The sequence below is a fragment of the Streptomyces sp. NPDC031554 genome (assembly GCF_055580685.1).
Map to the genome: position 1 here is coordinate 246,057 of NZ_JBVIKX010000005.1, position 14,912 is coordinate 260,968.

The following is a 14,912-nucleotide window of genomic DNA, read 5'->3' on the forward strand; positions in this document are numbered from 1 at the left end:
CGCGTGTTGAGTGGAGGCGGCAATCGGGAGAGTGACATGCACATGCGGTCATGGCAATGAATCTGACATGTCGATCAGATGACGGGGACCGGCAAATTACCCCTTGTCCACGCGAGTCGATGGCGCGAAAAGGCCCCTGACGGAAAGTCAGGGGCCGTTTCTCGCCGTGGTGCGGCGGATGCGCTTTTGGCGTGCGTCAGTTCACGTCCGAGGGGTCCAGCCGGTAGACGGTCGACTGGCCGCTCTGCGACGAGGAGCCGGTGTCGGAGGTTTCGGAGGAGTCTGAGGTGCCGGAGGAGTCTGAGGTGCCGGAGCCGGAAGCGGTCTGCGACGCCGAGCCGTAGTCGCTCTCCTCGACCGCGGTCCCGTTCTCCTGCACCCACTCCGTCACCTCGGAGTTGGCCGTGGAGCCGCCTGCCATGCCGCCGCCCCCCATGCCGCCGCCGAGCTGGATGTAGTGCAGCTCGCCGTTCCTCACCAGCTCCTTCAGCCGGGCCAGCGTCATCGCGTTGTCGGAGCCGGACCAGCCCCACATCGAGATCACCGGCTCACCGCTGCTGAGGATGAGCTGCGCGGCCGACTGCGAACTCGACACCGCCAGCAGCCACTTCGCGTCGTCCTGATGCTTCTTCAGGTAGGAGATCAGCTCGGTGCTCGCGCCGCCTCCCATGCCGCCGCCCGCGCCACCTGCCATGGCGCCGCCGCCGGGGCCGTCGCCCGTGCCGGTGCCGCCTTCCGGGGCGGTGCCGCCCGGTGCCGTACCGCCGTCGGCCGCGGTGCCGCCGGGAGGCGTGCCGCCCGGCGGCCCGCCGCCCCCGGGGAAGCCGCCGGCGTCGCCGCCCGCCTGCCCGTCGGCCTGGCCCCCGGCCTGCCCGTCCGCCTGTCCGCCCTGCTCGCCGCCGGCGCCCGGGAAGGCGCCCCGGCCGCCGCCGGGAGCGCCGCCGCCGAAGCCGCCGCTCCCGGTGGTGGGACCGGCCGTCGGGTTCGTGCCGCCCATCCCGCCGCCCGAGCCGGACGGCACCGACCAGGCGTACGCGGCTGGACCGGCCACCGACGCGACGACCGCCGCCGCCACCGAGGCCGCCAGCAGGCCGGCGCGTCGGCCCGAGCGGAAGACGAACAGCCCCACGACCGCGAGCGCCATCACGACCCCGATGACGGGCCACAGCCAGGTGTTCCAGCCGGAGGCCCGGCGCAGCAGCACGACCGCCCACACGGCCGTGATCCCGAGAGCGAGCGGCAGCACCCACGCCCACCTCCGGTCGGCGCGGAAGGCGCGCAGCAGCATCAGGCCGCCGCCCCCGCACAGCGCCGCGATGCCCGGGGCGAGCGCGGTCGTGTAGTAGGGGTGCATGGTGCCCTCGGCCAGGGCGAAGGTCAGGTAGTGCAGGGCGGTCCAGCCGCCCCACATCACCAGCGCGGCGCGGGTGGGGTCGGTGCGCGGGGCGCGCCCGCACAGGACGACACCGCCGACCGCGGCGATCGCCGCGAAGGGGATCAGCCAGGAGATCTGGCCGCCGAGGACGTCGTTGAACATCCGGCCGATGCCGGCGGTCCCGGAGAAGCCGCCGCCCCCGCCCCCGCCGCCCCCGCCGTTGCCCTCGCCGCCGAAGACGCGGCCGAGGCCGTTGTAGCCCATGATCAGGTTCCAGGCGGTGCCGTCGGTGGAACCGCCGATGTAGGGCCGCTCGTCGGCCGGGACCAGGGAGACGGCCGCCGCCCACCAGAAGCTGGAGACGGCGAGGACCACGGCGGCGGCGGCCAGGTTGACGAGCCGCTTCACCAGCTTCGGCCTCGCCGCGTACAGGTAGACCGCGAAGACGGCGGGCAGGGCGATGTAGCCCTGGAGCATCTTGGTGTTGAAGGCGAGGCCGAAGCAGGCGGCCGAGCCGAGCAGCGGCAGCAGCCTGCCGTCGTGCGCCGCCCGCAGGGCCAGCGCCGCGCCGCCCGCCATCAGGAACACCAGCAGGGTGTCGGGGTTGTTGTCCCGGTTGATGGCCACGGTGATCGGGGTCAGCGCGAGGACCAGCGCGGCGACCGCCGCCGCGCCGTGCCCCCAGACCCGCTTCACGCTCGCGTGCAGGACCCAGATCGTGCCGAGGGCGGTCAGGATCATCGGCAGCATCATCTGCCAGGTCCCGAAGCCGAACACGCGGCAGGACAGGCCCATCACCATCAGGGCGAACGGCGGCTTGTCGACGGTGAGGAAGTTCCCCGCGTCCAGCGAGCCGAAGAACCAGGCCTTCCAGCTCTCGGTGCCGCTCAGCACGGCGGCGCTGTAGAAGCTGTTGAGCCCGGAGCCGGAGAGGTTCCAGGAGTACAGCACCGCCGCCAGCACCAGGATCGCGAGCAGCGCGGGGAGCGACCAGCGCGGCGCCTTGTCCGGAGGGGGCGCCGCCGGGTCCGCCGCGGACGGCGGCCGGTCGGAAGACACGGTCGGGTGAGGGAGATCGGTGGCTGATGTCACCGGTCCACCGTGCCGGGGACCGATGAGCGGGGGCTGTGCCCGGCCTGGTCGTCACCTGTGAGTGGGCGGAGGGCGGGCCCGGCGGGCGGCACCCGGCCGGGGCGCCGCCCGCGAGAAGCCGGTCACCCGGTCGCGTCCCGCAGGAGCTCTCCGAACTTCTCCTTGTAGAGGGCGAGTTGCGTCTCGTGCCCGCTGATGAAGGCTTTCTCCTCGCCCGGTTCCATCGTGGTGCCGGGCAGGCGCGACGGGAGGAGGTCCGGCAGGTCGCGGAAGACCTCGGCCGCCGCCGCCCACCGGGCTCCGCCGTGCCGCCTCGCCTCCGAGAGGTTCCTCATCGCGGACCCCATGCCCTCGGCCATGAGGCGGACGGGGACCTTCTTCCCGCGGAACGCGCTCTCCTCGGGAGCCTTGGTGCCGGGCGCCGCGAGGCGGCGCAGCACCCACAGGGCGGCGCTCAACTGTCCTGCCCTGAAGTGCCTGTTCGGTGTCTCGGTCGACATGTCTCATGTCTACCCACCGCCGGGACGCGCGACGAATCCCGTTCTTGGAACACACGTACAACTATCGGCCGTACGTGCGAGTCATCGTGGCATGACTCTCCGCACACCCAGACGAACCGGAGCTGGACGAGCCGGACCCGGACGCACCGGAACCGGGCGAACCGGACGCACGAGAAGCCTGGTCGCCGCCACCCTCGGCGCCGGCGTCCTCCTCACCGGCGTGGGCGCCGCCACACCCGCCGCGGCCGCCACCCCGACGGTCGGCTGCACGTCGGCCAAGGCCGGCCTCGCCGCCAAGCTGAAGAAGGACATCACCGCGGCGCTCGCCACCCGCAAGGGCACGGTCGCCGTCGGCCTCCACGACCGCAGCACCAACACCACCTGCACCCTGCGCGCCTCCACCGCCTTCGACTCGGCCAGCGTCGTCAAGGTCACCGTCCTGTCCGCGCTGCTGTGGGACGCGCAGAAGCACAACAGGGCGCTGACCTCCCGTGAGAAGACCCTCGCCACGGCGATGATCACCAAGTCGGACAACGCCTCCACCTCCACCCTGTGGAAGCAGCTCGGCCTGACGAAGATCAGGGCCTTCCTCACGGCCGCCAAGATGACGCAGACCAAGCCGGGTGCCAACAACTACTGGGGTCTGACCCAGATCACCGTCACCGACGAGCAGAAGCTGCTCAAGCTCCTCACGGCCAGGAACACCGTCCTCACCGACACCTCGCGCGCCTACGTCAACACGCTGATGGCGAAGGTCGTCTCGTCGCAGCGCTGGGGAACCCCCTACGGGCGGCCCGCCGGGGTCAGCCTGCACGTCAAGAACGGCTGGCTCTCGCGTGCCACCCACGGCTGGCGGGTGCACAGCGTCGGCACCTTCAAGGGCGGCGGCCACGACTACACCATCACCGTCCTCACCCACGGCAACAGCACGATGAACTACGGCATCACCACCATCCAGGGCGTCGCCAAGGTCGTCCACCGGGACCTCGCGGCTTCCTGAAAGGCTTTGTTCCAAGCCACTTCGACGCATGTTCCACCGGGTCGCCACCCGTACGTCCTACGGTGACCGTCATGCGCCTGCGAACCGTACTCGCCACCCTCACCGCCGTCCTGGCGGCGGCCGCCTGCGTGTCCGCCGCCGGGCCGGCGAACGCCGCCGGACCGACGAACGCCGCTCAGGACAAAGCCTGTTCGGCCTCGGTCTCCCTGGAGCGCTTCTCCGACGCCCTCGACAGGACGACGTACGACGGCACCTTCGTCGGCAACCTCTCCGCGCTCGCCCGGTCCCGCTCCGGCGGCATCGCGGCCCTCTCCGACCGCTCCGCCCTGTTCCGCCTCGACGCGAGGACCCTGCGGCCGACCGGGGTCGTCCCCCTCGCCGACGAGAACGGTGCCGCCCTGGACTCCGAGGGCCTGGTCGCCGACCGGGACGGCACCTTCCTGGTCACCTCCGAGACGGAGCCCTCCGTACGCCGCCACAGCGCCTCCGGCGCGCTCCTGGACCGGCTCCCCGTCCCGGACGCGCTGCGGGTCGCCCCGGCCGGCCGCGCCGTCCCCAACGGCACCTTCGAGGGCCTCACCCTGCTGCCCGGCGGCCGCACCCTCCTCGCGTCGATGGAGTACGCCCTCTCCGGCGACGCGGCCGGCACGCTCCGCTTCCAGACCTGGACGCGGCGCGGCGGCCACTTCGCGCTCGGCGCCCAGTACGCCTACCGCGCCGACGCCGGGCTCGGCGTCCCCGAGGTCCAGGCGACCCCCGACGGCCGCCTCCTCGTCCTGGAGCGTGGCTTCACCGCGGGCGTCGGCAACACGGTCCGCCTCTACCTCGCCGACCCCCGCCGCGCCACGGACACCAGGAGTGTCGAACACCTGACCGGTCAGGAGGGCGTCCGCCCGATCGGCAAGACCCTCCTCGCCGACCTCGTGACCTGCCCCTCACAGGGAGCGACCGCCAGGCAGCCCCAGCCGAACCCGCTCCTCGACAACATCGAGGGCATGGTGATCACCGGGCACCGCGCCGGCACCCTGAAGGTCCTGCTGGTCAGCGACGACAACCAGAACGCGGCACAGACGACCCGCCTCTACTTCCTGCGCGTCCGCACCTGACCCGCGACCCCGGTCCTGCGCGTCCGCACCTGACCCGTGATCCCGGTCCTGCGCGTCCGCACCTGACCCGTGATCCCGGTCCCGCGGGTCCGCGTCCGGCCCGTGATCCCGTTCCCGCGACCCCGGAATTGTTGCGGAGGGATGAAATCCGCTTCCTGTCACGTTGGTGCCTTCTGGAAGATCAGGTCTGACGGAAGGCACCGGCGTGGCTGCGCAACGGGGATGGGCACGACGACTGGCGGGCTACGCGTGGCGCCATCGGACGGACGTGGTCCTCGCCCTCGGCTCCTCCCTCGGCGGCATGGCCGTCATGGCGCTCGTCCCGCTGATCACCAAGGTGATCATCGACGACGTGATCGGCGACCACAGCCGTGACATGGCGCCCTGGGCGGGCGCCCTGATCGGCGCGGCCGTGATCGTCTACGCCCTCACCTACGTCCGCCGCTACTACGGCGGCCGGCTCGCCCTCGACGTCCAGCACGACCTGCGGACCGAGATGTACGCGACGATCACCCGGCTCGACGGCCGCCGCCAGGACGAGCTGTCCACCGGGCAGGTCGTCGGCCGGGCGACCAGCGACCTCCAGCTCATCCAGGGCCTGCTCTTCATGCTCCCGATGACCATCGGGAACGTCCTGCTGTTCCTGATCTCCCTGGGGATCATGGCCTGGCTGTCGCCGCCGCTCACCCTGGTCGCGCTGGCCGTGGCCCCCGCCCTGTGGGTGATCGCCAGGCGCAGCCGGGCCAGGCTGCACCCGGCCACCTGGTACGCCCAGGCGCAGGCCGCCGCCGTCGCGGGCGTGGTCGACGGCGCCGTCGGCGGCGTCCGCGTGGTGAAGGGCTTCGGGCAGGAGGAGCAGGAGACCGGCAAGCTGCGCGAGGTCGGCCGCCGGCTCTACGCCGGCCGGCTGCGCACGATCCGCTTCAACGCGCGGTACACCCCGGCCCTGCAGTCCGTCCCCGCGCTCGGCCAGGTCGCGATGCTCGCGCTGGGCGGCTGGCTCGCCGTGCACGGGCACATCACCCTCGGCACCTTCGTCGCCTTCTCCACCTACCTGGCGCAGCTCGTCGGCCCGGTCCGCATGCTCGCCGTGGTCCTCACCGTCGCCCAGCAGGCCCGCGCGGGCACCGAGCGCGTCCTGGAGCTGATCGACACCGAGCCGTCGATCGAGGACGGCCGCAAGGTGCTGCCCGCCGACGCGCCCGCCACCGTCGAGTTCGACGACGTCTCCTTCGGGTACGACGACGCCTCCGGCGGGCACCGCCCGGTGCTGGACGGGCTCAGCTTCGAGATCCGCGCCGGCGAGACCCTCGCCGTCGTCGGCTCCTCCGGCTCCGGGAAGTCCACGGTCTCCCTGCTGCTGCCCCGCTTCTACGACGTCACCGGCGGTGCCGTCCTCGTCGGCGGCCACGACGTGCGCGAGCTGACCCAGGACTCGCTGCGGGCCGCGATCGGCCTGGTGCCGGAGGACTCCTTCCTGTTCTCCGACACGATCCGCGCCAACATCGCGTACGGCCGTCCCGACGCCACCGACGAGGAGATCGAGACCGCCGCCCGCGCCGCCCAGGCCCACCGGTTCATCGCCGAGCTGCCCGAGGGCTACGCCACCGAGGTCGGCGAGCACGGCCTCACCCTCTCCGGCGGCCAGCGCCAGCGCGTCGCGCTCGCCCGCGCGATCCTCACCGACCCGCGGCTGCTCGTCCTCGACGACGCCACCTCGGCGGTGGACGCGCGCGTGGAGCACGAGATCCACGAGGCCCTCAAGCAGGTCATGCGGGGCCGTACGACCCTGCTCATCGCGCACCGCCGCTCCACCCTCAACCTCGCCGACCGCATCGCCGTCCTCGACGGCGGCCGGCTCGCCGACATCGGCACCCACGAGGAGCTCCAGGAGCGCTCGGCCCTCTACCGCCGCCTGCTCACCGACCCGGACGAGCTGGGCGGGGTCTCGCCCGGCCACGCCCGCCCCGCCGAGCCCCGCGAGGACACCTCGATACGGGACGAGCTGGACGCCGAGTTCGACGCCGAGCGCGGGGTCACCCCACGGCTGTGGACGGGCGACCGCGAGCGCAAGGACACCGCGCTCGCCGGTACGCCCGCCACGCCCGAGCTGCTGGCACAGGTGGAGGCGCTGCCGCCGGCGACCGACGTCCCCGACGTCGACGAGGCCCGCGCGGTGGCCGCCGAGGACTCCTACGGCCTGCGCCGGCTCCTGCGGGGCTTCGGGCTGCCGCTGCTGATCAGTCTCGGCCTGGTCGCCGTGGACGCCGGCACGGGCCTGCTGCTGCCGGTGATGATCCGGCACGGCATCGACGACGGCGTCACCCGGGCGGCCGTGGGCGCCGTGTGGACCGCCTCCCTGCTCGCGCTGCTCGCCGTGCTCGTCCAGTGGGTCGCGCAGACCGCCGAGATCCGGATGACCGGCCGCACCGGCGAACGCGTCCTGTACGCCCTGCGCCTGAAGATCTTCGCCCAGCTCCAGCGGCTCGGCCTCGACTACTACGAGCGCGAGCTGACCGGCCGCATCATGACGAGGATGACGACGGACGTCGACGCGCTGTCGACGTTCCTGCAGACCGGCCTGGTCACCGCGTTCGTCTCGGTCGTCACCTTCTTCGGCATCATGGCGGCCCTGCTGGTGCTCGACGTGCAGCTGGCCCTGGTCGTCTTCGCCACCCTGCCGCCGCTGGTCCTGGCCACCTTCTTCTTCCGCCGGGCCAGCGTGAAGGCGTACGAACTCGCCCGCGAGCGGGTCTCGGCGGTCAACGCCGACCTGCAGGAGTCGGTCGCCGGCCTGCGGATCGTGCAGGCCTTCCGGCGCGAGCACGACGGCGGGGCGCGGTTCGCGGAGCGCAGCGACGGCTACCGCCGGGCCCGCATCCGCGGCCAGTGGCTGATCTCGGTCTACTTCCCCTTCGTCCAGCTGCTGTCCTCGGCCGCCGTCGCGGCCGTCCTGATCGTGGGCGCGCACCGGGTGGACGCGGCGACGCTGACGACCGGCGCGCTGGTGGCGTACCTGCTCTACATCGACCTGTTCTTCGCGCCCGTCCAGCAGCTCTCCCAGGTCTTCGACGGCTACCAGCAGGCCACGGTCTCCCTGGGCCGCATCCAGGAACTCCTGCGGGAGCCCACGTCCACGAAGGCCCCCGAGGAGCCCCGCGCCGTGGACACGCTGCGCGGCGAGATCGCCTTCGAGGACGTGCACTTCACCTACGGCGAGGACGAGGAGGCCCTGACCGGCATCGAGCTGCGCATCGCGGCCGGCCAGACCGTCGCGTTCGTCGGCGAGACCGGCGCCGGCAAGTCGACCCTGGTGAAGCTGGTGGCCCGGTTCTACGACCCCACGAGCGGCCGGGTGCTGGTCGACGGCACGGACCTGCGCACCCTCGACCTCACGTCGTACCGCCACCGGCTGGGCGTCGTCCCGCAGGAGGCCTACCTCTTCCCCGGCACCGTCCGCGACGCCATCGCCTACGGCCGTCCCGACGCCACCGACGCCGAGGTGGAGGCGGCGGCGCGGGCGGTCGGCGCGCACGAGATGATCGCCACCCTGGACGGCGGCTACCTCCACGAGGTCGCCGAGCGCGGCCGCAACCTCTCCGCCGGGCAGCGGCAGCTGATCGCGCTGGCCCGCGCCGAACTGGTCGACCCCGACGTCCTGCTCCTCGACGAGGCGACGGCCGCCCTGGACCTGGCCACGGAGGCCCAGGTCAACCACGCCACCGACCGCGTCGCGGGCCGCCGCACGACCCTGGTGGTGGCCCACCGCCTGACCACGGCCGCCCGTGCGGACCGGGTCGTCGTCATGGACCACGGCCGGGTCGCCGAGGACGGCACCCACGACGAGCTGCTCGCGCGGGGCGGCCGCTACGCCGGGCTGTGGCGGGCGTTCGTCGGCGAGGCGGAACCGGAGGAGCCGGTCGGCGCGTCCCGCTGACGGCCGCGCAACCATCCGGCACACGTCCGGCGTCCGTACACCTGTACGGCTGCGCAGGGCGGACGGGGGAGGGGTCGACGACCGTGGACAGTGGTGCGATACGCCGACGGCTGGGGGCGGGGCTGGCCGTGCTGAGCGCCTCCCTGCTGTTCGCGGTGGCGGCGCCGGGCAGCGCCCAGGCCGCCCCCGCCGCCTGCGCGGGCCGCCAGGTGCGGATGCTGCCGTTCTCCACCGGCTCCGTCTTCGTCTACAAGAGCGGCGGCCGGGTGTGTGCCGTGACCGTCCAGAAGCACCCCGGCACGAAGCGGTCGGTGTCGGTCGGCGTGCAGGCGCGCGGCCACGTGACCGTGCGCAAGTCGCGCAAGCACACGCGCAGTTCGCCGCCGGTGGCGGTCTACGCCGGACACCGCTGCGTGCGGGTGTCGGGCTCGGTGGGCAGCGGGACGTACACCTCCGGCTGGATCCTGTGCTGACCGGCACCGGCTGACCGGCACCGGCCGACCCGCACCGGCTGACCGGCACCGGCCGACCGCACCGGGTGGCCGGTGCCTTCCGGCCGGCGCGTCCTGGCCGTCACATCCCGGCCGATATGCGTACCACTCGCCGATCCCCTCTGGTGTGACGGGTGTTGCTCCGATAGCTTCCGGCGCACATCTGTCTCACAGGGAGGGTGCACGCGCATGCGCAAGGCGCTCAGATGGCTGCTGGCGTTCACCGTGCTCATCGGCACGCTGACCACGGCCGGGGCGGCCACCGCCGCCGAACCGGAAGCGGACATCAAGGACCGGCTCCTCTCCGTACCCGGCATGAGCCTGGTCCAGGAGAAGCCGTACCCCGGCTACCGCTACTTCGTCCTGAACTACACCCAGCCGGTGGACCACCGGCACCCCTCCAAGGGAACGTTCCAGCAGCGGATCACCGTGCTGCACAAGGACGTCAGCCGCCCGACGGTGTTCTACACCGGCGGCTACAGCGTCTCCACGACCCCCAGCCGCCGCGAGCCCACCCAGATCGTGGACGGCAACCAGGTCTCCATGGAGTACCGCTTCTTCACCCCCTCCCGCCCCGACCCCGCCGACTGGTCCAAGCTGGACATCTGGCAGGCCGCGAGCGACCAGCACCGCATATTCCGCGCGCTGAAGGCGGTCTACCCGCAGAACTGGATCTCCACGGGCGGCTCCAAGGGCGGCATGACGGCCACCTACTACGAGCGCTTCTACCCGCGCGACATGGACGGCGTCGTCGCCTACGTCGCCCCCAACGACGTGGTGAACGACGAGGACTCCGCCTACGACCGCTTCTTCGCGACCGTCGGTACCAAGGAGTGCCGCGACCGCCTGAACGCCGTGCAGCGCGAGGCCCTGGTGCGCCGCGGGGCGCTGGAGAAGAAGTACGAGGCCTACGCCGCCGAGAACGGCTACACCTTCACCACCATCGGCAGCCTGGACCGCGCCTACGAGGCCGTCGTCCTCGACTACGTGTGGGGCTTCTGGCAGTACAGCCTGCTGTCCGACTGCGACACGATCCCCGCCGACGCGAAGAACGCGACCGACGACGAGATCTGGACCTCGATCGACACGATCTCCGGGTTCTCCTTCTACACCGACCAGGGCCTGTCGCCGTACACCCCGTACTACTACCAGGCGGGCACCCAGCTCGGCGCGCCCACCATCCACTTCCCGCACATCGAGAAGAAGTACGTCCGCTACGGCTACCAGCCCCCGCGCAACTTCGTCCCCCGGGACATCTCCATGAAGTTCCAGCCGTGGGCGATGCGTGACGTCGACACGTGGGTGAAGCACAACGCCCGCCACATGCTGTTCGTCTACGGCCAGAACGACCCGTGGGGCGCCGAGCGGTTCCGCCTCGGCAAGGGCGCGAAGGACTCCTACGTCCTCACCGCGCCCGGCATGAACCACGGCGCGAACGTGGCCGGCCTCGTCGCCGACGAGAAGGCCCTCGCCACGGCCCGCATCCTGGACTGGGCGGGCGTCGCCCCGGCCGCCGTCCAGGAGGACGCCGCCGCGGCCCGGCCGCTGGCGAAGTTCGACGCGAAGCTGGACGTGCGGGACGTGGAGCGCGAGCCGGCGCTGCGCCCGTGACCCTTCCGCCCGGCCCGTGCGCGACGGCCGGCCGGCTTCCCCGCCGGCCGGCCGTCGCGCCGCGTCACCCCGTGGCGCGCGGTGGACCGGGTCGGTAGGCGAGGCCGTGCCCGACCGGGTACAGCACGCGCGCCGGGTCGTCCGCGCGCGGCACCGGCACCGGCAGCCGCCCCCGCGGCCCCTCGGCCCCCGCGATCACCCGCGCGGCGGCCCGCAGTTCGACGTCGGTCCAGGAGTAGGACGCCAGGTACGCCCGCACGGACGGCAGCTGGGCCACGTCGTACGGATTGCGGACCGCCACCGCGACCACCGGGCGTCCGGTGGCCAGCAGGCCCTCGACGAGCGTCTTCTGCGGACTCGTCGCGGTGACGTCGTACGTCGCCACCACCACCGCGTCCGCCTCGCCCGCCGCCGCCACCGCACGCGCGATCGTCGCCGCGGACGGGGCCGTGCCCGTGGGCAGGGCCGTCGCGGTGAACCCCCGTCCGGTGAGGGCGGCGGCCAGGACCCCGGTGGGCGGGCCGGTGGTGCCCGAGGGGGACGCCGGATCGGCGCCCACCACCAGCAGCCGCCGGTGCGCGCGCGGGGACAGCGGCAGCAGCGAGCCCTCGTTGACCAGCAGGGTCGTCGTCCGCCCGGCGATCCGGTCGGCCGTCGCGAGGTGCGCCCTCGTGCCCACCGTCCGCCCCACCCGGTCCCGGTCGACGTACGGGTCGGCGAGCAGGCCGAGGCGGTCCTTCAGCCGCAGGATCCGCAGGACCGACTCCTCCAGCCGCGCCTCCGTCAGCTCCCCGTCCCGCACGGCCCGCAGCACGGCGTTCCAGGCGACGTCCAGCCTCGGCGGGTCGAGGAGCTGGTCGACGCCCGCCTTCAGCGCGAGCACCGGCACCCGGTCGTCCCCGTACTTCGTCCGTACGCCCGCCATGTCGAGCGCGTCGGTCACCACGACCCCGTCGTAGCCGAGGTGTTCGCGCAGCAGGCCGGTCACGATCGGCCGGGAGAGGGTCGCCGGGTCGCCGGAGGGGTCCAGGGCCGGGACCAGGAGGTGCGCGGTCATGATCGCGTCGACGCCGGCCGCGATCGCCGCCCGGAACGGCACCGCGTCCAGCGCCTCCCACACCTCACGCGTGTGCGTGATGACGGGGAAGCCGTGGTGGCTGTCGACGGCGGTGTCGCCGTGCCCGGGGAAGTGCTTGGCGGTCGCCGCGACCCCGGCCGCCCGGTAGCCGCGGATCTCCGCCGCGGCCAGTTCCGCCACCGCCCGCGGGTCCGCGCCGAACGAGCGGACGCCGATGACCGGGTTGGCCGGGTCGACGTTCACGTCGGCGACGGGGGAGTAGTCCTGCCGGACGCCCATCGCCCGCAGTTCGGCGCCCGCGACGCGGCCGAGGGCTCGGGCGTCGGACCGCGACCCTCCGGCGCCGATCGCCATCGCGCCCGGGAACAGGGTGGCCGGCCTGCCCACGCGCGCGACGATGCCGTGCTCCTGGTCCGTGGAGATCAGCACCGGCAGCCCGCGCGGCGGGCCGAGGGAGGCCCGCTGGACGCCGTTGGAGAGGTCGGCGATCTGGAGCGGGTCGCGGGTGTTGTGCGCCCACGTGAAGTAGATGACGCCGCCCACGCGGTAACGGGTGATCAGCTCGGCGGCGGTGCGCACCCCGAACTCGGCGAGGTTGGCGTCGGCGTCGGCCGGGTCGGGGTCGGTCGCCGAGTGGCCGTGGACCCGGGTGACGAAGACCTGGCCGACCTTCTCCTCCAGCGACATGCGGGAGATCAGCGCGCGCAGGCGGCGGTCGGTGCCGGCGTGCGCGGCGCCGCCGAGGGGGAGCGCGGCGGCGAGGGCCGTGGTGAGGCCGGCACCGGCGGCCAGGACGGTACGTCTGGAGGGCACGTGCGCTCCTTCCGGAGGCGATCCGGGGGTGGTCCAGGTGATCCGGCGGTCCGGTGGCCCGCCGAACGAAACTTCCGTCGCGCCAGCAGTAACCGTGAAGTCTCCGCCGGTCAAGGAAACGCGCACGGCGCCGGCGGAGGAGCCGCCATCGGCGCAACGGAGGGGCACGCCGACGACGGCCGCCGCCGGCCCCGGTGCGGCGGAGGAGACGGGCCGGCGATCGCGGCCCCGGCGAGGGCCGGCACCGCACCGGGGTGACTCGTCCGGCTCCCGCACCTCGGACGGACCGGGGCGGGAGCGGTTCCCCGCCTCGCCGGCGGACGGAGGCGGCGCGTGCGGGCGGTCGGGCGTGCGGGCGTGCGGGCGCGCGTGGGCGGTCGGGCGTGCGGGCGTCCCGAGGGCGTACGGGGCCGCCCCCGAGGGTGTACGGGCGGCAGGGCCCGAGGGGGTGCGAGGCCGGTCCCGGGGTGCGCGGGCGGCCGGCCCCCAAGGCGTGCGGGCGGCCGGGTCCAGGCCCGCCGGTGATCCGTCGCCATCCCCGGCCAGTGGTCCCTCAGCGCCCGTACCGTCTCCGCGATCGCCGATCCCGCCCACCGAGTGGACATCTCGTCCACCAGATGGACACCCCCGCCCGCGCGCGACCCCCGGCGGGATCATGCGGGGCATGGCCCTCGTCGACGTTCCCGGTTCCAAGTCCCTCACCGCCCGCGCCCTGTTCCTCGCCGCGGCCGCCGACGGGGTCACCACCCTCCGGCGGCCCCTGCGGTCGGACGACACCGAGGGGTTCGCCGAGGGCCTCGTACGGCTCGGCTACCGCGTCGGCCGCACCCCGGACGCCTGGCAGGTCGACGGCCGCCCGCAGGGCCCCGCGGTCCGCGAGGCCGACGTGTACTGCCGGGACGGCGCCACCACCGCCCGCTTCCTGCCCGCCCTGGCCGCCGCCGGCCACGGCACCTACCGCTTCGACGCCTCCCCCCAGATGCGCCGCAGGCCCCTGCTGCCGCTGACCCGCGCCCTGCGCGACCTGGGCGTGGACGTGCGGCACGAGGAGACGGAGGGCCACCATCCGCTGACCGTCGCCGCCGCCGGGGTGGAGGGCGGGCACGTCGTCCTGGACGCCGGCCAGTCCTCCCAGTACCTGACCGCCCTGCTGCTGCTCGGCCCGCTCACCCGCACCGGCCTGCGCGTCACGGTCACCGACCTGGTCTCGGCGCCGTACGTGGAGATCACGCTCGCGATGATGCGGGCGTTCGGGGTGGAGGTGGTCCGCGAGGGCGACACGTACGTCGTCCCGCCGGGCGGCTACCGGGCGACGACGTACGCGATCGAGCCGGACGCGTCGACGGCGAGCTACTTCTTCGCGGCGGCCGCGGTGACGCCGGGCGCCGAGGTGACCGTGCCGGGTCTCGGCGCGGGCGCGCTCCAGGGCGACCTGGGCTTCGTGGAGGTCCTGCGCGCGATGGGCGCGCGGGTCACGGTCGGGGCGGACCGCACGACCGTGCGCGGCACCGGCGAACTCCGCGGCCTCACCGTGAACATGCGGGACGTCTCCGACACCATGCCGACCCTCGCCGCGATCGCCCCCTACGCCTCCGGCCCGGTCCGCATCGAGGACGTGGCCAACACGCGCGTGAAGGAGTGCGACCGCCTGGAGGCGTGCGCCCACAACCTCCGCCGGCTGGGCGTGGACGTGGCGACGGGCCCGGACTGGATCGAGATCCGCCCCGGCGCCGCGCCCGGGGGCGCCGAGATCACCTCCTACGGCGACCACCGCATCGTCATGTCCTTCGCGGTGACCGGCCTGCGCACGCCCGGAATATCGTTCGACGACCCGGAGTGCGTCCGCAAGACCTTCCCCGGTTTCCACGAGGCGTTCGCGGAGTTGCGGAAGGACATCGCCGGGTGACGT

9 protein-coding genes are annotated in these 14,912 nt (G+C 73.6%); 6 read left to right on the forward strand and 3 right to left on the reverse strand.

The features are described from left to right. Positions 1–196 precede the first annotated feature (196 nt). Both ACZ5FU_RS15885 and ACZ5FU_RS15890 read right to left on the reverse strand, forming a co-directional pair. Complete coding sequence (locus tag ACZ5FU_RS15885) at positions 197–2,467, reverse strand: mannosyltransferase YkcB-related protein (RefSeq protein WP_469045456.1); 2,271 nt, start codon at positions 2,465–2,467, stop codon at positions 197–199. Between the two features lie 122 nt (positions 2,468–2,589). After that, a complete protein-coding gene (locus ACZ5FU_RS15890) occupies positions 2,590–2,967 on the reverse strand; it encodes a hypothetical protein (RefSeq protein ID WP_451526597.1) in 378 nt (125 codons plus the stop codon). Positions 2,968–3,145: 178 nt separating this feature from the next. On the opposite strand from ACZ5FU_RS15890, the gene ACZ5FU_RS15895 reads away from it, so the two are divergent. The 5 genes from ACZ5FU_RS15895 to ACZ5FU_RS15915 all read left to right on the forward strand — a co-directional run bounded on the left by ACZ5FU_RS15895 (position 3,146) and on the right by ACZ5FU_RS15915 (position 11,112). Continuing rightward, positions 3,146–3,967, forward strand: a complete 822-nt coding sequence (locus tag ACZ5FU_RS15895) for a serine hydrolase (protein WP_451526754.1) — start codon at positions 3,146–3,148, stop codon at positions 3,965–3,967. Positions 3,968–4,038: 71 nt separating this feature from the next. Further along, positions 4,039–5,073: an esterase-like activity of phytase family protein gene (locus ACZ5FU_RS15900; RefSeq protein ID WP_469045457.1), complete on the forward strand. Its 1,035-nt coding sequence runs from the start codon at positions 4,039–4,041 to the stop codon at positions 5,071–5,073. 205 nt (positions 5,074–5,278) lie between these two features. Beyond that, the gene (locus ACZ5FU_RS15905) at positions 5,279–9,010 is read left to right on the forward strand and encodes an ABC transporter ATP-binding protein (protein ID WP_451526599.1); all 3,732 of its coding nucleotides are present in this window, start codon (positions 5,279–5,281) and stop codon (positions 9,008–9,010) included. Positions 9,011–9,093: 83 nt separating this feature from the next. Next, on the forward strand, positions 9,094–9,483 hold the full coding sequence (locus tag ACZ5FU_RS15910) for a hypothetical protein (RefSeq protein WP_451526600.1): 390 nt from the start codon (positions 9,094–9,096) through the stop codon (positions 9,481–9,483). A gap of 207 nt (positions 9,484–9,690) precedes the next feature. Continuing rightward, complete coding sequence (locus tag ACZ5FU_RS15915) at positions 9,691–11,112, forward strand: S28 family serine protease (RefSeq protein WP_451526601.1); 1,422 nt, start codon at positions 9,691–9,693, stop codon at positions 11,110–11,112. 64 nt (positions 11,113–11,176) lie between these two features. On the opposite strand, the gene ACZ5FU_RS15920 is transcribed toward ACZ5FU_RS15915, so the two are convergent. Beyond that, entirely contained in the window at positions 11,177–13,003 is a 1,827-nt protein-coding gene (locus tag ACZ5FU_RS15920) for a glycoside hydrolase family 3 protein (protein ID WP_468835325.1), read from the reverse strand. Positions 13,004–13,667: 664 nt separating this feature from the next. Between ACZ5FU_RS15920 and aroA the strand changes: the two genes are divergently transcribed. After that, on the forward strand, positions 13,668–14,909 hold the full coding sequence (gene aroA, locus ACZ5FU_RS15925; protein ID WP_451775981.1) for a 3-phosphoshikimate 1-carboxyvinyltransferase: 1,242 nt from the start codon (positions 13,668–13,670) through the stop codon (positions 14,907–14,909). The last annotated feature ends 3 nt before the right edge of the window (positions 14,910–14,912 follow it).

What these genes read in the sequence shown, in the direction of transcription:
- ACZ5FU_RS15890 (WP_451526597.1), bottom strand. Translation starts at nt 2,967, where the DNA reads ATGTCGACCGAGACACCGAACAGGCACTTCAGGGCAGGACAGTTGAGC.
- ACZ5FU_RS15900 (WP_469045457.1), top strand. Translation starts at nt 4,039, where the DNA reads ATGCGCCTGCGAACCGTACTCGCCACCCTCACCGCCGTCCTGGCGGCG.
- ACZ5FU_RS15915 (WP_451526601.1), top strand. Translation starts at nt 9,691, where the DNA reads ATGCGCAAGGCGCTCAGATGGCTGCTGGCGTTCACCGTGCTCATCGGC.
- aroA (WP_451775981.1), top strand. Translation starts at nt 13,668, where the DNA reads ATGGCCCTCGTCGACGTTCCCGGTTCCAAGTCCCTCACCGCCCGCGCC.